Source organism: Bacillus sp. hwrm1 (assembly GCF_040207805.1).
Classification (GTDB): domain Bacteria; phylum Bacillota; class Bacilli; order Bacillales; family Bacillaceae; genus Bacillus; species Bacillus velezensis.
Genome location: NZ_CP157943.1, coordinates 490216 through 510149 on the forward strand (window position 1 = coordinate 490216; position 19934 = coordinate 510149).

Here is a 19934-nt window from a genome sequence, read left to right on the forward strand (position 1 = left end):
TAGTAAAATAATGGATATTAACGGTGCGGAAGGTTTGAAACGGACGGAAACAGGCAAAAGAAGCAGTAGAACAATTCCGCGCGGATACAGCGTTGGATGAAGGGAGTCTATATAACATGAAAAGCATACACTCGAATAAATGGCTCTATTTTTTCGGCGCACTCGGCGGCGCGTTATACGGATATGATACCGGAGTCATTTCCGGAGCTATTTTATTTATGAAAAAAGAACTGGGACTGAACGCCTTTACAGAAGGCCTCGTCGTCAGTTCGTTATTGGCGGGGGCGATTCTCGGGTCGGGGTTCGCCGGCAAACTGACCGACCGGTTCGGCAGGCGGAAGGCCATCATGGGAGCGGCGCTGCTGTTTTGTATAGGCGGTTTAGGAGTCGCTTTTGCCCCGAATACAGAGGTGATGGTTCTTTTCCGGATCATTCTCGGACTGGCTGTCGGAACATCTACAACGATCGTTCCGCTCTATTTATCGGAGCTGGCTCCGAAGCATAAACGAGGGGCGCTTTCTTCGCTGAATCAGCTGATGATTACGGTCGGAATCCTCGTTTCTTATATCGTGAACTATATATTTGCCGATGCAGGCGCTTGGCGCTGGATGCTTGGACTTGCGGTTGTGCCGTCAGTCATTCTGCTGATCGGAATCCTATTTATGCCGGAAAGCCCGCGCTGGCTGTTTACGATCGGCAAAGAAGAGAAAGCAAGAGAAATCCTTTCATCATTGCGGGGAACGAAGAATATTGATGATGAGATTGATCAGATGAAAGAAGCGGAAAAGGAAAACGAAGGCGGCTTGAAAGAATTGTTTGAGCCGTGGGTGAGACCCGCGCTGATTGCCGGCCTCGGACTTGCCTTTTTGCAGCAATTCATCGGGACAAATACAATTATTTATTACGCCCCGAAAACATTTACCAGTGTCGGGTTCGGCAATTCCGCGTCTATATTGGGAACGGTCGGAATCGGCGCCGTCAATGTCATCATGACGCTTGCGGCTATTAAAGTCATTGATAAGATCGGCCGGAAGCCGCTGCTGCTGGCCGGTAATGCGGGCATGGTCATCAGTCTGCTCGTATTGGCCGCGGTCAATCTTTTCTTTGAACATTCAGCAGCCGCATCATGGACAACGGTGATTTGTTTAGGCCTGTTTATTGTTGTATTTGCGGTCAGCTGGGGGCCTGCCGTGTGGGTCATGCTTCCTGAATTATTCCCGCTGCATGTCCGGGGTATCGGGACGGGTGTCTCCACTTTGATGCTGCATGCCGGAACATTGATTGTCTCATTAACCTATCCGATGTTAATGGAAGCAGTCGGCATCAGCTATTTATTTCTCATTTATGCCGCGATCGGGATACTGGCATTCCTGTTCGTCCGGTTTAAAGTGACCGAGACGAAGGGGAAAAGCCTTGAAGAAATTGAGCAGGATCTGAAAAGCCGTAACGGAGGCTCGGGATCAGAATCAAATCGGCGGACAGTTCATCCGTAATATTCAGTTTTAGGGGGCGGTTATTCACCGGCCCCTCAAAACGGATGCCGTGCGGGCGCCCGGTCACATAAATGACGGGGATATGTCATACGTTGTATAAAGTCACGATAAAGGCGGGGATGCCGGTGAAAACGAGTATTATTATCCTTACATATAATGAACTTGAGCTGACGAAAAAATGTCTGGCCAGCATTGAACGATACACCGACAAAGATAAGATTGAACTGATTATAGTTGACAACGGTTCCTCAGACGGAACGAGAGAATACATATCAAATCTGCCTGACGTCAAAGTCATCCTAAATGAAAAAAACCTCGGGTTCGCCAAGGGGTGCAACCAGGGAATCGAAGCGGCAGGGGGAGAAAATCTGCTGTTTCTGAACAACGATACGATGGTCACGAAAAATTGGCTCACCTCCATGCTGAGGGTGCTGTATCAATCTGAAAAAACCGGTATGGTCGGGCCTGTCAGCAACTATGTCAGCGGCGCGCAAATGATCCACGACGCATATCAATCGCTTGATGAGCTGGAGTCATTCGCGGAGGCATATTGCGCACGGGAAAAGCATCATACAAAGCGGGTGCTGCGCCTTGTCGGCTTCTGTCTTCTGGTGAAAAGAAGCGTCATTGAAGACATCGGCCCGTTCGATGAGCAATTCGGATACGGTTCTTTTGAAGATGATGACTTATGTCTGCGCGCCCTGCAAAAAGGCTACAGCCTGCACATCGCCCTCGATGCCTTTGTGCATCACCACGGGCACGCGACGTTTACGGCTAATCAGGATATCAATATCAATCAGTTATATTCGGAGAACCGCCAGCGTTTTACGGAAAAATGGGGCACTGATTTCACGTACTTTACTCATCCGAGACCGGAAATTGCGGAGCTCGTTCCCCGGGAGGCGAAACGGATACTTGATGTCGGCTGCGGCGCGGGGGCTACGGGGCTGGAACTTCAAAACAGACAGCCTTGCGAACTGTACGGAATAGAACTGCACCCGCTGGCGGCGCAAGCGGCAAAAGGATACTATGAAGCGGTGCTGCAGGAAGATGTCGAAGAAGTGAAGCTGCCTTATCCGGAAGGCTTTTTTGATTGCATCATTTTCGCGGACATCCTTGAGCACTTAAAAGACCCGTGGCGCGTCATTGAAACGTACTCATCCTATTTGTCGCCTGCCGGATCAATCGTTTGCAGCATTCCGAATATTTCCCACGCCGAAGCGCTGTTTCCGCTTCTGCTCGGTGACTGGACATACAGAGACGCCGGCATACTCGACCGCACCCACTTGCGGTTTTTTACGCCGCAGACGGTGCGCACGCTCTTTCCGGAAGAGACATTTGCTGTGAAAAAGCAGTCCTATACGTATGTTCACGTGGATGAGCGGGTGCAGCTGTTTTTACAGGAAATCACACGAATGGCGCAATCGATGCAATTTCCGGTGACACAGCTGCCCGAACAAAGCCGGATTTATCAGATTCTCCTCCGTGTCGAAAAAACAGGCTGAAGGCTACCGTCCCATCGTTCCGAAGTTGGTAATCTGAATGGAAACATCATAGTCAAAAGCCGCTTCGGAGAAGGTCTCATCCCAATGATGCTTTACTTTCTTCCAATAGTCGGGATATTGAATGCGGACTCTGTCAGAAAAGAATACAGGGTCCGTTTCATATTGATTCTGCAGCTTATCGATGACTTCTTTCACATCGCTTTTCAGTTTTTTTTCGAAAATCTTTTCCAGCCCGTTTAAATAGTGCTGATCGAATGAATCTTCTCCGGCATATTGATCCTCTGACAAAAGTCCTTTTGTTTTTACCGCTACATGAAATGAAAGCTTCCCGTTTTTCAGCCTGGGAGTGATGGCGGATGTTGATTTTTTGATCTCGAAGGTAATCGGGTGCCCCCCTTTATCCAAAGCGGGCAGCACGCCGCCCCGTATCGTCCCCATCAGCCAATTCAGGCTCTGTATTTCGTATGATGACAGAAAGCCCGCCAATCTGTTTTGTTTTGCGTTTTTGATAATGGCCGCTCCGTCATACACCGTTTTTCCTTTTTGATTGCTGACGGCCTGAATGAGAAAACTGAGTTTATTATGGCAGTAAATCGAAGCTCTCCCGATTCGGAGCGGTTTTAAAATCTTCCCGTTGTAGCCGCCGTTGTTCGTAAGGTCGATCAGCTTTTCCGCGGCCATGGGCTGCTGCTGATTCGGCGTCGGCTCCGTCAGAATATCGGACGCTTTTCCTCTTGCCGCGAAGAGATAGCTGCTCCGCCGTAATTCATCATCGCGGATAAAATGATTCATCATCTGCAGTATATTTTGGTCGGCCAGCAATTTGTCGCTGAATATCAGCACTTTTAAATGATCGCTGTAAACAGGCGGATCTTTTAAAGAGACTTCACTGACGGCTTCAAGAATGGTATCCCCCCGCGTCGTCACATTGACAAACACGGGCCGGCCGGAAGCCTGGCTGTTTTCGCTTTGGGGCAGCAGGTTTTGATAGGTTAATTTATATCGGCGGTCACTCGTCTCGTCTATCGCCAGCCCCCGGGCGAAAGACAGCTTTTCGACTTCCTTCGCGTCCCAGCATCCTGAAAGCGTCATCAGTATGAAAAGCGCCGCCGCCCATTTTATGAAAAGTGTCATGACGTCTGTTTCCTCCCGGCTATTTTTTTCATCCAGCTGACAAACCAGATGAGAAAAGGAATCATAATGACGGCAAAAAACGCATATCCGAGAATATTCGCAAATGCAAACACACTATTGATATCATCGGGGTACATCGAAAGGCCGAATGTCACTGCCAATAAGCCTCCCAGCAGCCAGGCATTGTTTTTATTTTTCAGTTTGAAAATGGTGTTTAATCCGAGATGCGCTCCTTTAAAAGAACCGAGCATACAGGTGAACTGCTGGCATGTCCACGTAATTAAAAGAAAGATATCAAACCGCTCAATGAAAATGCCCCGGATTTCCAAGGCATGAATCAGGGAAATGGTCGGATACGTCACCGTTTTGGCTTCAGCGACCGACATACAGCCGATGACGACAAGCAGCGTAAAGCTGTAAAAAATGCTCGCGCCTGCGATGCCGAAGACAGCCGCCTTTTTCGCCTGCTTCGGGTTTTTCATAAACGGCACCAGATAAAGAATCACCTCAAGTCCCGAAAAATACAGAAGGGTCCGCGGAAACAGCTCAAAAAAGCTTTTGTAGCCTCCTTCCATGACCGGGCGGACGAAATCCAGCTTAAACAGTCTCAAACTGAATATGAGCAGCGTAATCAGAATGACGATCGCAATCGGAAACAGATAGGCATAAAGCTTTGAAATGGGATAGACCCCGCCGGTCACATGGTAAATGCCGACCGCCAGAAAGATGAATATGACGACACCCATCGGCGTATTTTTCAGTAAAAAGTAATTGATGACTTCACCGAGAAAACGTGCTTGAAAACAGACGGTGACGACAAAATAACAACTGATGAATAAATTCAGAAGAGAACCGATGGCGCGGCCCATGATGCTTTGATTCAGCTCATAAATGGTTTCCCCGCTGTTTTTCTGCAAAAACGGCATAAAGAGCAGGACGATGCCGATAAACACGACACTCTGCACAAGAATAATGATCCATCCGCTCGGACTGTCCGCTGTTGCGGCGGAGCGCGGCAGTGTTAACACGCCCGCTCCGATCATTGTTCCGCTTACCATGAGAAGTGTCTGCATAAACGACAGCTTGTCTTCCGGTTTTTTCATGGGGATCACCTTTGCTTGATTTTATCTTTCGTCTCTTTTCTGGTCGGCCGTTTTTTCAAAAGAGGCGTCGGCAGTCTGACGATCGTATCCTTTAAGTCCTGGCCAGGCTGCGCCATGATCGGAATAAGATAGTCCTGACCGAAGCTTTTCAGACGCATCAGATGGCCGATGACAAGCAGATAGCACATGATCAGTCCGTATAAACCTAATATCGCCGACAAAATCATCGAAAAAATACGGATGAGCCTCAGCGGAAAATTGAACGCATAGGAGGGCGCCGTAAAAGAAGCCAACGCCGTAACGGATACGACAATGACCATCATCGCGCTGACAATATTCGCCTGAACGGCGGCCTGTCCGATCACCACGCCCCCGATCAGGCCGATCGTCTGTCCGATCGGCTTCGGCAGCCTGAGTCCGGCTTCTCTGATCATCTCAATCGTAAAAATCATGATAAACGCTTCAACAAAAGGGGGGAACGGGACATTCAATCTGCTCCCGGCAATCGTAACCGCCATTCTCGTCGGTAAGAGCCCCGTGTGAAACGTAACGAGCGATATGTAAAGGCCGGGTAAATAAATCGTGATTAAAATGCATGTATACCGAAGCAGCCTGAGAAAGGTAACCGGAACCCACCGCTGATTATAATCGTCAGGGGAGTGGATAAATTCATCAACGGTGGCCGGCACCAAAAGGGTAAAAGGCGTTCCGTCTACAAGAATGGAAACCCTTCCTTCCAAAAGAGCGCCCATAACCCGGTCGGGCCGTTCGGTCGTCAAGACGGTCGGGAAAATAGAATACGTGTTATCTTCAATAAGCTGCTCGATCGCTCCTGATTCCGGAATGTCGTCAATGGTGATGGACTCCAGTCTTTTCATCACTTCTTTTACAACATCATCAGGGGCAATATCCCGAATGTAGGCAACGGCGATCCTCTTTTTTGTCCGTTCGCCGAGTGTGATCTCTTTGATCTGGAGGTTAGGATCACCGGACTGCTCGCGCAAAAGCGCCGTGTTCGTCCGAAGCTTTTCGACAAAACCTATCCTCGGCCCCCGTTCAAGCACTTCTGAAGACGGTTCTTCAATATCACGCATTTTAAATGTTTCCGTCTCAAACGAAAGAGCTTCCTCCCACCCCTCCGCCAGCAAAACCGATTTGCCGGAGAAAATGTCTGCCTCCGCGTCCTTAAGTGAAGAAAGCCGGGTATGACGATAGCCGAAAGAGATGGATGACGGCGGTGTTTCAGCCGGTTCCTCTTGATGCCGGGCGGCCGCCTGCACGGGCGAAATAATATATTCTGCAAGCAATTGATTGTCGGTCAGTCCGTCTATATAGATAAGACAGGCGTCACATTTGCCGTTTCCGTACGTAAACGAATAAAACATCATGTCATCGCTTTGGCCGAACCGTTTTTTCAGCACTTCAAGGTTTTTGCCGAGCTCCGCATGTATCGTCACAATGTTCCCCCCTTTTTCCATCAGTTATTTTAATTTGCGACAAACAAGGCATTTTATTCTGGAATAGGAAATGACTGAGCATTCCGCCCCATCCGAATGGTATAATGAGCAGGTCAGCCATTTTATACATATTGTTTTTAACCGCGGCTCCCTCCGTGTTTTAAAAAAGACACAGGGGGAATGGGATATGAGCCGCTTTTTAAGGGGAGGGGAACGAACATGACGCAAGAGCCGATTTTTTTACAGCCTGTATGTAAAGAAAAACTATGGGGCGGCACGTTATTACGCGAACGATTCGGATATGACATACCTTCAGAAACAACCGGCGAATGCTGGGCGATATCAGCCCATCCGCACGGAATGAGCACGGTCAAAAGCGGTCCGTATCAAGGGAAAACCTTGATGGAACTGTGGGATCAGCATAGAGAATTATTCGGCGGAACGGAAGGGGACCGGTTTCCGCTGCTGACGAAAATACTGGACGTCAAACAACATCTGTCCGTTAAAGTCCATCCTGACGATTATGACGCCGAGGAGCATGGACTGGGCGAAACGGGGAAATCTGAGTGCTGGTACATTATTGACTGTAAAGAAAATGCGGAAATCATATACGGTCACACGGCCCGTTCGAAAGCGGAACTTGTCACCATGATTAACAGCGGTGACTGGGAAGGCCTGCTGCGCCGTGTGAAGATCAAACCCGGCGATTTTTATTATGTGCCGAGCGGTACCATCCATGCCATTTGCGCGGGGGCGCTCGTGCTTGAAACACAGCAGAATTCAGAGGCCGCCTACCGGATATATGATTACGGGCGTACAGATCAAAACGGCCAGGCGCGTGAGCTGCATATCCGCGATGCCGTCAACGCAGCCACCGTTCCTCATGTGGACGGATTTTTAGATGAATCAACTGAAACGAGAAAAGGCGTCACCATCAAAACCTTTGTGCAGGGAGAATATTTTTCTGTATACAAATGGGATATCAGCGGGACGGCGGAAATGACCCAGGACGCTCCGTTTATGCTGTGCAGCGTCACAGAAGGAAGCGGCTCCATCATCTGTGAAGGCAAGTCCGCCAAGCTTGAAAAAGGCGCGCATTTCATACTGCCGGATCAGATGCCTGACTTTACGATAAACGGAGATTGCACGATCATCGTTTCTCATATATAAAACCAAACTTAATCCCAGCTCTGGGATTAAGTTTTTTTATTTGGAAAATTGGGTGATTTCTCTCTGTAAAAATGAAGAAGGCCGGCCGATAAATAAACTAGTTTGATAGAAACCAATTGAATCAGAAAGAGGAGAAGGAATGAAAAAGAGATTCGTTGCACCTATGTTATTGTCCGCCGTTTTCCTTGTCTTTTGCACCCTTACACAGCCCGCTGAGGCCGCATACAGCGACTACTCCGTTTACGAGCTGGAAACGAAGCAGCAATTTGCTTCTGAGAACGAGGCGCTTCAAGCGGCAGCGAAATTGAAAAAGGATACGGGATGGCAGGCTGACGCAAAGAAAGCCGGAAATACGCCGCTCACTTATCAAATCTCAGCTTCAGGCTTACACGATGAAACGGATGCGAAAACCGTGCTGAAAGATTTTACGAAGCAGACGGGCGTGTCCGGCACTTACAGCGCAAGCGGAAGCAAACAGCCGTACGTGACCGTCACATCAGGCGTCCTATCAGACGAGCGGCAGACGAAAAATCTTCTTGCCGAACTGACGAAAAAAACGGGCGTGACCGGCGCCGTCAAGCCGGCGGGGACAAAACAGCCGTACATGCAGGTCGTGACTGCTGAGATGGCGGCCGAAGCGGACGCAAAAGCGCTCTCGCAAGCGTTGACGAAGCAGACGGGCGTGAAAGCGTCATACCGTCAGATCAAACGGGAAACAGCCCGGTTTCAGATCCAATCAGGAACAATCTCCGGCGATCAAAAAGCCGCTCAAATCCAAACTGATTTTCAAAAGGAAACAGGATTGCAGGCGTCGCTGAAAGTCACGGCAAAGGCCAGTCCGAATATCACCGTGACAGCCTCTGACATTTCAAATGCAAATGATGCGGCAGGTTTAGCGAAACAGCTGCAGCAGAAAACGGGCGTCAAAGGGAATGTTCAAAAGTATGCCCAAAGCAAAACAGCAACCGTGTACAACGTGCAGTCAGGATATTTTAACGGAGTAAGCGCCGTACAAAATGCTATCACCCAAATCAAGAAGAATACGGGTGTGAGCGGAAGCTATCAAAAAGCCGGCAAGAAAAACAATTACACGGTCGCGATGAGCGGACTGACGGCTAAGCAGCTGCAAAGTGTTCAAGCTTTCTTTAAAAAGAAAAAATGGCATTGCGACGCATCGCCTGTCAAAAAGACAGCATCAGTGTCCGTTTATCGGATCACGGCAGGGCAGCTTACCGCTGCAAAGGCAGATCAAGCGGAGGCGTTTTTCCGCCAGCAGCATGTAAAGACGGCAAGAACCGCGGCGGTAAAAACAGCAGAAAGCGAATATCAGCTGCTTTCTCAGCAGACGGCAGACCAGTCGAAGATAAAAAAAGGATTGAATCTGCTGGCGGGATATAAACTGACCGCCATTACAAAAACGATATCCAAGCAGACGGACACAACGTACCAAGTCACAACCGAATCACTGCTTGATACGGCAAAGATCAATCGTTCGCTGGACTTTTTCAAAGGGAAAAAAGTATCCGCCTCCGCGCAGAAAACAGGTGAAGCAGCGTATACACAATTCAGAATTGAAACGGCACCGCTGCTTAAAAAGGAAGACATTGACCGCGTGACTGCTTTTTTCAAGCAAAACAAAGCGGCCGGCACTGTGAAGGAGACGGGGAAAACCGGCTCTGCACAGTACGTCATCAAAACCGATACATTCAGCAGTAAAACCGTTTTAAATAAAAGCATGAGCTTTTTCAGCGCCAAACAATTACAGGCCGGCTATACGAGTGAAAGCCATCCGGTTTATGAACTCCGCATTCGCGATCAATTCACGGGAGCGCAGTCAGCGGACGCCGCCTCCCAAAAGCTGAAAAAGCTGTATGGATGGACGATGGGTATTTTGAAAATAAAAAACGGACCGCAAATCATGAATACCAATTACAACATCTCGCTGGCAGATATGGTCAAAAAACAAATGACAGTCAGTCCGCAGACTGATGCCGCGGCTTATGCATCGCTTACGTACATCAATACGGCCTCCGGAACGGTCACAGCCGACGTCCTGAACGTCCGGTCAACCCCGGAAGTCAGCTCCGGCAATATTATCGGGCAGTTGAAAAAAGGCGATAAAGTCAGCATCACAGGCCAGACAAACGGCTGGGCCAAACTCAGCATGGGCTGGAGAAACGCCAGCAGTGACGAAGTCGGGCAGTATGTCAATCCGGCTCACTTCGCACAAGACAGCAAGTATTACTTTCAATTTCTGAAGCTCTCTCAGACAGCCGGACTGAACGCATCGGAACTGAATCAAAAAGTGCTGGTCAATAAAGGAATACTGACAGGGAAAGGCCAGGCCTTTATTACAGCCGCCGGCAAATACAGCATCAATGAAGTGTATTTGATTTCGCATGCTTTGCTTGAAACTGGCAATGGCACGTCAGAGCTTGCGAACGGCATTATGTATAATGGTAAAAAGGTTTACAACATGTACGGCATCGGGGCTTATGACAGCAACCCGAATTACTACGGCGCACAATACGCGTATAATCAAGGCTGGTTTACTCCGGAAGCCGCGATTATCGGCGGAGCCCAATTTATCGGTGCGTCTTATATTCACAATCCTTCATACGAGCAGGATACGCTGTATAAAATGAGATGGTCTCCAGCCGCGGCCCATCAGTATGCGACAGACATCGGCTGGGCGTATAAGCAGGTAAACCGCATGTACAGCTTATACTCACTGCTGGATGACTATACGCTTTACTATGATGTTCCCGTGTATATGAAAGTATAAAAAAAGGGCTGAAGTGTATGCTTCAGCCCTTTCTTCATGCAAAAAACACCCGCTGTCGGATTCAGGCAGGTGCTTCAGCACAATTCTTCATTTTTGTTTCCGCAAATTTCAATAACGCTTCACTCGAATTCCCATCTGAATACATATTCCATTTGTCCGAGAACCGCTTCATTTCTTCTGCACGAAATGGCTTTTTCGTCATTTCCTCCAGAAGGGCTTCGCTGTTATGACAAGCCTTTCCGGGGATGACGGAAGTATAATTGTCGATTAAACCGCGCTTTTGATCATATTCTTCCAGATCATACGTGAAAAAGAAAATCGGTTTATTTAAGAGCGCGAATTCAAAAGGCACGGAAGAGTAATCCGTAATTAAAATATCAGCCGCTTTCAAGAGATCATGAAGACGCATGTCAGACACGTTCTTGATCAGTTCGCTTTCAAACGAAGCCGAAATCTGATGCAAAACGGCAGGATGAAGCTTTACAAGCAGCATATACTCTCCGTTTAACGCGTTTGTGAGCTGTTCTTCGGTGAATGGCAGCCGAAAGGATTGCATATCATAATCCCTGAATGTCGGTGCGTACAGGATGATTTTTTTCGGCCATTTGTGCTTCAGTTCGGGCTTGTGTTCTTCATAATAGACGTCAGTCAGGGGGACACCCGTTTTTAACAGCTGGCCGTCCCGTATGCCGAACGACTTTTTAAAAACGTCAGCCATCGCGTCTGAACCGACGGTGACAAAGTCAAACGAGCGGTACACTTTTTTAAACCGGCTGATATCTGATGCCGGACGGTTTTGATTCGTCACATCCTCAAGGCCGAACTTTTTCAAAGAGCCGTTCGCATGCCACACCTGAATGCATGTCGTTTGCGGCCGGCGGTTTAAGACGCTTGTCATGAGGAAATAGTTATCCGTTATCACCGCTTTGCTCTTAAAAAGGATCAAAACCGCCTTCAAAAGATGCAGCGGATGTTTTTCGTTCAGATAAAAAGAGCCGATACCTTCCAGCTCTTCTTTCAGACTGACGGCATGTCTCGTATACAAAACCGTCATTTCATAAGAAAGCGATTCAGCGTGCGCTTTGTAAGAACGGATGAGAGCCTGTGCATTCTCTTCAAAAGATACCAGCAGGGTCAGGTGGTTCTTGGGCTTTACAGGCTTGAACAAAACGCCGAGAACAGACAGATATATAGAATAAAAAGCGGCGAATAAAGATCGCAAGTTCATAGATTACCAATCTCTTTTGCTGTTTTATTTGTTTAAAGCTGTTTCGTTTGATCTTCTGCCTGCTTGGAATACAGGCTTTTATTTGATTTATTATTTCTCAAAACGGTAAAAGCATACTTCGGAATGTTCAGCATCCTTTTCCATCTCCACGGATTCGTCAACAGTCTGTACAGCCATTCCAGATTCGTTTTGATCATCCATTCAGGGGCGCGTTTCACCGTTCCGCTGAACACATCAAAGCTTCCGCCCAAACCGATCGATACAGCCTGAGGGAAAAGATGTTTGTATTCATAAATAAATTGTTCCTGATGGGGATATCCTAAGGCGACAAACACGAGATCGGGTTTCGCCCGGGAAATCTGTTTGGCGACGAAGCGTTTATCCGCTTCATAACCGTTGCTGGCTCCGACAACCTCAATATTCGGATACTCTTTGCTGATCCGGTTCAAAACGGCGTCAAGCACGTCTTGCTTAGCTCCGTATAAAAATATTTTTTTAGACTGCCGGTTTGCGAGGCCGAGCAGCGCAAGAAACACATCGAATCCCGCAATTCTTGATTTCAGCGGGTGCTGCGTCAAACGTGACATTAACACGACGCCGATACCATCCGGCAGGACGAAATCCGCGGAAGAAATGACTTGATGATAACCTTTGTCTTTCGCCGCAGCGTATCCGATCTCAGGATTGACCGTCGCAATGACGGCTCCTTGCTTCTGTGCGATATAATAAGTGTCTAAATATGAAATAAACTCCTGTAAATTTCCATTAACATAAGAAAGGTTGTGCACCATTTCAGTCTGCATCTGCCGTCCTCCTTTTTGTACGGGATTTTCTTTCACTTTTTCGTGAATTAGGCTAAGCTTTATTTTAACATAATACCTTCAGATAAACTTAACAATAGTTTTACAAAAATATAAATAAGATAACAATTTCTTTAATCATACGCGCAAAAACCCTGCTAAACTCCTATTGTAATAACATTTGTTAATAAGTGGATTTTAACTTCGTTTTACATTGGCTTAACCTTTTCAGGGCTATGTGATATAATGAGGTTCCATGAGTACGAAATTGGCACTTTAGTGATTAAGGATACAGCTGCGCAGCATTTCAGGGCAGTTGCTTGTTATACGTATGATGATAGAAAGGAGCTTTTGTTTCATGAAGAAGGTCATTACTTACGGTACGTTTGATTTACTGCATTGGGGTCATATTAAACTGCTTGAGCGCGCAAAGCAGCTTGGAGATTACCTTGTTGTTGCCATCTCAACAGACGAGTTCAACCTGCAAAAACAAAAAAAGGCCTACCACAGCTATGAACACAGAAAGCTGATTCTGGAAACGATCCGTTATGTCGACGAAGTCATTCCGGAAAACAGCTGGGATCAAAAAGTACGTGACGTAGCGGATCACAACATCGACGTGTTCGTAATGGGAGACGATTGGGAAGGCAAATTCGATTTCCTTAAAGATCAATGCGAAGTCATCTACCTCCCTAGAACCGAAGGCATTTCCACCACACAGATTAAAAAAGAAATTGCCGGGGTGTAATTGAAACATTCGGATATACAGATGATAAAGAAGTACTCCCTCCGGATAGGGAGTACTTCTTGTAATATAAGGTTATTTTCGCTATATTTGTTATGCGCTTTTGAAAAAAAGCTAGACAATAAGAGGAGAATTTAAAGATGAATCTTAGTAACTTTTTTAAGTTGAATAAAAAAGAGTCCAAGCCGTCCGTAGAAGAACGCGAATATACCATTTTAAACAAAGAAGCATTGGCGGAAGAGAAGAAGGTAGCGGTAGTCGTTCCTGTTTATAATGCAGAAGAATATGTAAGGAAAACAGTTGATTCAGTGATCCTTCAAAACATCGGCTTTCAGCATATTTCTTTAATTCTTGTCGATGATTGCTCTACTGATGATTCCAGAAACATCCTGACTGAGTACGCCGAGTTGTATGAAAATATTACAGTCGTCTTTTTGAAAGACAACACGGGAACCCCGGCTTATCCGAGAAACTTGGGAATTGAGCTGGCAAATGCAAAGTACATTACATTTTTGGATGCGGATGATTGGTTTGCGCCGAACGGAGTTAAAATCTTATTCGACATGCTTGAAAGAGATCAGGTAAATTATGCGGTCGGAAAAACGATCGAAATGCAGGTGAACGGTCAAAAAACGATCGGGAAACATGAGTCTTCTCTGAACAGAGCGAAGGTATCGCCTTTTTCAATCCGGCATATTTTCTATCATCTCGGCCCGCGGGCAAGAATGATGAACTTACAATTTCTAAAAGATAATGATATCAGATATCCGGAAATGAAATTTGCTGAAGATAAGCAATTTTTTATGGATGTTCTTTTGGCGTGCGGAGATATTTCAACGTCAACCGAACCGGTCTATTATCTGAACAGAATGGACAATAATGAGTCGCTGACAAAGCAGACTAATATAATGGAAAAAACCGACACGAACATAGCCGTAATGAAGTATATTCTGAACAAAAAATTAGATACTGAAAAAGAGAAGATGGCGATGAACCGCCTGATCGAATTCGATTCCATTACGCGTCTTTTCGATCGGATGCACTTCCTGAAAAGCGAAAACAAAGAAGCCTACTACAATAAATTCAATGAAATTCTGAATGTGTTAAAGAAGACGAAATACGATATTTCCGAGACATTTTTTCATCCGATTCATAAAACAGCCTTCCGTCTGCTGACTCAAAAACGGTATGATGAGGTCGAAAAGCTGTTCCGCTGGTCCAAAAAAGAGCCCGATAAAACCATCGTGACGCAAGGCGGACTGGCTTATTTAGAAAGCCCGCTGACGGATGAAGAAAATAAACTGGTCGAACTTCGCATGCACGGAGAAACGGAAAGCGCGGTGTTCGCCGATCATAAATTCACCGTTACGTTCCGCTTGTTCGGACAGGACAGAAATAATGCCCAATATATTCAGTTTCAGCACAGAGATAACATGAAAGTAGTCCACCAGTTTCCGGTTCAGTCACTGGGAGACGGGCGGTACGTCCTTGAAATCCCGTTACGTGACATTGAAAAAGTCGGACTTGGCGGTTATATTATGTATGTTATTTATAACGATTATGAACGTGTCATGTTAAACAGAGACGACGGTGAAAAGGTGACGGCAGAAGCGAACGGACTGCAATATCAATTCTACCGGACGGTGAAGGAGAACCTTTCGCTGAAAGTAACAAAATGATGATTGTGATTGGATATGTTTAATTGAAACAGAGGAGTAGACTTATTTTATGGGTATAGAAAATCCTGTCAGATACAAGTTAAAACATCTTAACATAAAGGAAGAGACATTCAGCATTACGATATCCTGTGAAAATGTCACTGCAGGGGAAGAGCCTTCTCTTCAGATTATAAATCGTAAGACAAAAGCGGAACTTTCCGTCCCTCTGAAACGGTTGGCCGGAGAAGGCGGGGAGTACCATGCTGTTATGAGCACGGATCTGCTTTCTGACCATACGGACGGCAAAGGATGTCTGGATTTCTATGTCTCCTTTATCAATGATGACAGTGATATCAGTAAAAAACGGTTAAAATCCAGCCTTGAACCTATTGAACTGTCTTCTTATAAAGATGAGGCTCATCATATGTTCTTTTTCCCTTACACGACGAAGAAAGGGAATTTCTCCTTAAAGCTGCTGCAGAAAAAGTTCGTCACGCGGATTGATGAAATGGAGCTCGAATCTGACGGCAGCTTACATCTGAAAGGTTTTGCATTCCGGCTGAATGCGGCAGAAACCTTAAAGATAAAAGAAAAAAACCTGATTCTGAAAATGAAAAAAGGAAAAGAAGAGGAGCCTCTCATTCTGAAGTATCCGCTTCACGACGTGCCGAGACACGACCTTGATGAATATGTTCAGGACACAACGATGCTTGACACGATAGGCTTTGATACAAAAATTGATTTGAATGCCGTTTATAAAGAATTGAATCAGCAGCTAACCTTTCAATTCCATATTCAATTCATTTTTGAAGATGCCGGGACGGGTGAAGAGATTATCACCAACAGCAAACCGTTAAAGGTTCTGAAATCTGAACAAGTAAACCCTAACCAATTCACGATCCTGAAAACGGAGAAAGGGCCTGCCAGATTTCACGTTTTCACGAAAAAGAAAACGAAAAATCTCCACCTGAGAATGAACGATTACAGCTTCAGCACCCGCGTGGAGTATTTTGTGAAAGGAAAGCTGAAACGGGGCGCTTCCTTTGTACGCAAGAGAAAGAATAAGCTGAAAAAGTTCATTGAGAAAAGAATACAAAACACTTATAAAGCGGGATTCAGGGTTGCGGGGAAACTGCCTGTCAAACAGAAATTTGTCATGTTTGAAAGCTTTGCCGGAAAACAGTACAGCTGCAATCCGCGGGCGATTTATGAATACATGAGCAAAGAGATGCCGGAATACCGTCTCTGCTGGAGTGTAAACCCCGCTTACTCACAGACATTTAAAGATAAAGGAATTCCTTATATCGAACGCTTTACGTTCAAATGGCTGTTTGCCATGGCAAGAGCCGAGTACTGGGTTGTCAACAGCCGTATGCCGCTGTGGATTCCGAAACCTGAGCATACGACATATGTCCAGACATGGCATGGCACGCCTTTAAAGCGCCTTGCCGTAGATATGGATGAAGTGCATATGCCCGGAACAAACACTGAAAAATACAAGCGCAACTTTACGACAGAGGCTTCAAAGTGGGATTACCTGATTTCACCGAACGCATATTCAACCGAAATATTCGCCCGGGCGTTTCAGTTTAATAAAACCATGATTGAATCGGGATATCCGCGGAATGACTTCCTTCAAACGGATAACAGCCCTTCTGTCATCAAAGCGCTGAAAGAAAAAATGAATCTTCCGCAAGATAAAAAAGTGATTATCTACGCACCGACATGGCGGGATGACCAATTTTATAAGAAGGGAAAATACAAGTTTGACCTTGATTTAGACCTTCATCAATTGAGAGAAGCGATCGGCGATCGTTATGTCATTATTTTACGAATGCATTATCTCGTGGCGGAAAACTTTGATCTCGGACCGTATGAAGGATTTGCTTATGATTTCTCCAGCTACGAAGATATCCGTGAGCTGTATATGGTCTCTGATTTACTCATAACGGACTATTCCTCTGTCTTTTTTGACTATGCAAATCTGAAAAGACCGATGCTGTTTTATGTGCCTGATATCGAAACGTACCGGGATAAACTCAGAGGGTTTTACTTTGACTTTGAAAAAGAAGCGCCTGGCCCGCTTGTCAAAGAAACAGGTGACGTTATCAAATGGGTCAATGAAACGGAATCAGATGATTATAAGCTTCCGGATTCATTCGGGCCTTTTTACGAGAAGTTCTGTTATTTAGAAACCGGAGAATCGTCTGAAAAAGCCGTAAAAGTGATTTTCGGGGACAAGTAAATAGGTGCAAAAAAGCATAATTTAACCACGTTAATTATGCTTTTTTGCTTAAGTGACGGCATGTTGCGCTCATGGGATTCAGGCTTGTTATGAAGTGAAAAATACATCGTAATCTGTTACAATTATGAGCGGTGCTTTTGTAAGTCAAAGCTATTACCTAAAACTTACGACTAAGGAAGATTAGAATGAATGCATTGGTAAAAATTCTGAAAGAGCAATTCAACTCATTTCCGCTGATTATGCGGCTTGCAGTGTACGAAACGAAATCAAAGTATCAAGTGAACTATTTGGGTATATTGTGGCAGTTTCTCAACCCTATGATTCAAATGCTGGCTTACTGGTTCGTATTTGGTCTCGGGATTCGCGGCGGACATGATATGGTGCTTGGAAATGGAGACAGCGTACCGTTCATCGTCTGGATGCTGGCCGGCTTAATTCCTTGGTTCTTTATCAGTCCGACGATACTGGATGCATCTAACAGCGTTTTTAAACGGATAAATTTAGTGTCGAAAATGAACTTTCCGATCAGTTCACTGCCTTCTGTAGTGATAGCATCGAATTTATTCAGTTACTTTGTGATGATGGCGATTTATATTATTGTGCTGCTGAGCAACGGACTGTTTCCGACGCTTCACTGGCTGCAATATATTTATTACTTGTTTTGCATGATCAGTTTTATGTTTGCTTTCGGCCTGTTTAATTCAACCATCAGCGTTTTAATCAGGGACTATCAGTTTTTGCTTCAAGCCGTCACAAGGCTGCTCTTTTTTCTTCTGCCGATTTTCTGGGACATTGCGGAGAAATTTGGAAACAGACCTGAAGTTTTGACCATCTTGAAGTTAAACCCTCTTTTCTATATTATCGAGGGCTTTAGAGACAGCTTTATGGAAGGGCAGTGGTTTTTCCACGATGTGAAATACACGCTGTATTTCTGGTTCGTCACACTGCTGTTATTAACAGTCGGTTCACTTCTTCATATGAAATTCAGAGATAAGTTTGTTGACTTTCTTTAATATAGTAAGGAGATTATACGATGAAACTAAAAGTTTCGTTCAGAAATGTTTCAAAACAGTATTTTCTATATAAAAAACAGTCTGACAAAATTAAAGGACTGTTTTTCCCAAACAGAAATCAAAAAGGTTTTTTCGCTGTCCGAAATGTTTCTTTTGACGTCTATGAAGGGGAAACGATCGGATTCGTAGGGATCAACGGCTCGGGAAAATCAACGATGTCCAATTTGCTTGCAAAGATCATTCCGCCGACAAGCGGTGAGATTGATATGAACGGGCAGCCGTCTTTAATCGCGATTTCTGCCGGATTAAACAATCAATTAAGCGGTAAAGACAACATTCGTTTAAAATGCTTGATGATGGGTCTCAACAATCGGCAGATAGACGAGCTTTATGAAAAAATCGTTGAATTCGCGGATATCGGCGACTTTATAGATCAGCCTGTTAAAAGCTATTCAAGCGGTATGAAATCACGTCTCGGTTTTGCCATATCGGCGCATATGGACCCTGACATCCTTATTATTGATGAGGCGCTCTCAGTAGGGGACCAGACTTTCTATCAGAAATGTGTGGACCGCATTACGGAATTTAAAGAACGCGGCAAAACGATCTTTTTCGTCAGTCATTCCATCGGACAGATTGAGAAAATGTGTGATCGGGTGGCTTGGATGCATTACGGCGAAATGCGCATGTTCGACGAAACGAAAGCCGTTGTGAAAGAATATAAAGCTTTTGTGGATTGGTTCAACAAGCTTTCAAAGAAAGAAAAGAAGAAATATCAAAACGAGCAGATTGAAGGCAGAACGCGGGCAGCCGAGGAACAGAAAATCACTCAGGCGCAGCAAAAGAAAGCGAAGCCTAAATTCATTGCCAATACGATTCAGATTACGCTGCTTGCATTGCTGGCTGTCGGCGCGGGTGCTTCGATGTTTTCAGACAAGCCACTGCGTGCGATTACATCTTTCGGTGACGTCAAACAGAGCGATGCCGGCCTTTATGAGTCTGTGAATAAACCTGCTTTGATAAAAGCTGAAAAGGCGAACCTTTATACTGAAAAAGATATAAAAGGAAAAGCCTCCGCAAGTGTAAGTTTCGGCACGAAGGTGCAGGTAGAAGCCGAGAATAACCAGGCGGCCAAAGTGAAATTAAACGATAAAGAGTACTTTATGAAAAAGACTGATCTGTATAAAGTGAACGCTTTAAAAAAGACGGATGTTCAGCTTAATGATTTCAGCGGCAGTTTATCAAGCCAAACAGCAGAAGAGTTTCTCTCATATCTCAATAAAAGCGGGGACGATGTACAGAGTAAATTGAAAAATCCAGCTGCCGGACAAACGGCTGACGGACGGAACGTATTAAAAACATCCGATGCAAAAACGGAGGTAGTGATTGACAATGATACAGTCTCCGAAGTGGTTTTTCATTTATCGCGTCCTGCAGACATCTCAGCTTTAAGTGAAAAAGGCGGCAGCAAAATCAATCAGAATTTGCTCATGCTTAAAAACCAGGAATATACTTTTTCGGTGAACAATGCTGATAAAACACTGACGGTAACGTCTAAAAAGTAAAGATCACATAAAAAAAGCTGCCGGATTCGGCAG

14 protein-coding genes are annotated in these 19934 nt (G+C 45.5%); 9 read left to right on the plus strand and 5 right to left on the minus strand.

Annotation, left to right across the window (positions count from 1 at the left end; all coding sequences use genetic code 11):
- Positions 1–116 precede the first annotated feature (116 nt).
- A complete protein-coding gene (locus ABK447_RS02585) occupies positions 117–1493 on the plus strand; it encodes a sugar porter family MFS transporter (RefSeq protein ID WP_025285372.1) in 1377 nt (458 codons plus the stop codon).
- A gap of 92 nt (positions 1494–1585) precedes the next feature.
- The gene (locus ABK447_RS02590) at positions 1586–2998 is read left to right on the plus strand and encodes a bifunctional glycosyltransferase family 2 protein/class I SAM-dependent methyltransferase (protein WP_083673807.1); all 1413 of its coding nucleotides are present in this window, start codon (positions 1586–1588) and stop codon (positions 2996–2998) included.
- 3 nt (positions 2999–3001) lie between these two features.
- Here the strand turns inward: ABK447_RS02590 and ABK447_RS02595 are convergent, their stop codons facing one another.
- Genes ABK447_RS02595 through ABK447_RS02605 form a run of 3 tightly spaced genes read right to left on the minus strand, consistent with a single transcriptional unit; the run spans position 3002 to position 6692 of the window.
- On the minus strand, positions 3002–4132 hold the full coding sequence (locus ABK447_RS02595) for a Ger(x)C family spore germination protein (RefSeq protein ID WP_020956435.1): 1131 nt from the start codon (positions 4130–4132) through the stop codon (positions 3002–3004).
- Entirely contained in the window at positions 4129–5235 is a 1107-nt protein-coding gene (locus tag ABK447_RS02600) for a GerAB/ArcD/ProY family transporter (RefSeq protein ID WP_007614158.1), read from the minus strand. Before ABK447_RS02600 ends, ABK447_RS02595 begins: the two co-directional genes overlap by 4 nt.
- Positions 5236–5240: 5 nt before the next feature.
- The gene (locus tag ABK447_RS02605; RefSeq protein WP_007407505.1) at positions 5241–6692 is read right to left on the minus strand and encodes a spore germination protein; all 1452 of its coding nucleotides are present in this window, start codon (positions 6690–6692) and stop codon (positions 5241–5243) included.
- 219 nt (positions 6693–6911) lie between these two features.
- Here ABK447_RS02605 and manA point away from each other — a divergent pair, with 219 nt between their 5' ends.
- Positions 6912–7862 (plus strand): mannose-6-phosphate isomerase, class I, encoded by a 951-nt coding sequence (gene manA, locus ABK447_RS02610; protein ID WP_015418352.1) that lies wholly within the window; start codon positions 6912–6914, stop codon positions 7860–7862.
- Positions 7863–8001: 139 nt separating this feature from the next.
- Positions 8002–10647, plus strand: a complete 2646-nt coding sequence (locus ABK447_RS02615; RefSeq protein ID WP_221663932.1) for an N-acetylglucosaminidase — start codon at positions 8002–8004, stop codon at positions 10645–10647.
- 61 nt (positions 10648–10708) lie between these two features.
- Here the strand turns inward: ABK447_RS02615 and ABK447_RS02620 are convergent, their stop codons facing one another.
- Positions 10709–11875 (minus strand): CDP-glycerol glycerophosphotransferase family protein, encoded by a 1167-nt coding sequence (locus ABK447_RS02620; protein WP_094031336.1) that lies wholly within the window; start codon positions 11873–11875, stop codon positions 10709–10711.
- Positions 11876–11907: 32 nt separating this feature from the next.
- Complete coding sequence (locus tag ABK447_RS02625) at positions 11908–12678, minus strand: WecB/TagA/CpsF family glycosyltransferase (protein WP_012118587.1); 771 nt, start codon at positions 12676–12678, stop codon at positions 11908–11910.
- Between the two features lie 355 nt (positions 12679–13033).
- Here ABK447_RS02625 and tagD point away from each other — a divergent pair, with 355 nt between their 5' ends.
- The 5 genes from tagD (at position 13034) to tagH (ending at position 19901) form a co-directional block, all read left to right on the plus strand.
- Entirely contained in the window at positions 13034–13423 is a 390-nt protein-coding gene (tagD, locus tag ABK447_RS02630; RefSeq protein ID WP_003151361.1) for a glycerol-3-phosphate cytidylyltransferase, read from the plus strand.
- 137 nt (positions 13424–13560) lie between these two features.
- Positions 13561–15099 carry a glycosyltransferase family 2 protein gene (locus tag ABK447_RS02635; RefSeq protein WP_094031335.1) on the plus strand — a complete coding sequence of 513 codons (1539 nt, stop codon included), beginning with the start codon at positions 13561–13563 and terminating at the stop codon, positions 15097–15099.
- Positions 15100–15148: 49 nt separating this feature from the next.
- Positions 15149–17323 (plus strand): CDP-glycerol glycerophosphotransferase family protein, encoded by a 2175-nt coding sequence (locus tag ABK447_RS02640; RefSeq protein ID WP_032867490.1) that lies wholly within the window; start codon positions 15149–15151, stop codon positions 17321–17323.
- Between the two features lie 185 nt (positions 17324–17508).
- On the plus strand, positions 17509–18336 hold the full coding sequence (locus tag ABK447_RS02645) for an ABC transporter permease (RefSeq protein WP_003151365.1): 828 nt from the start codon (positions 17509–17511) through the stop codon (positions 18334–18336).
- Positions 18337–18356: 20 nt separating this feature from the next.
- Entirely contained in the window at positions 18357–19901 is a 1545-nt protein-coding gene (gene tagH, locus ABK447_RS02650; protein WP_099320009.1) for a teichoic acids export ABC transporter ATP-binding subunit TagH, read from the plus strand.
- The last annotated feature ends 33 nt before the right edge of the window (positions 19902–19934 follow it).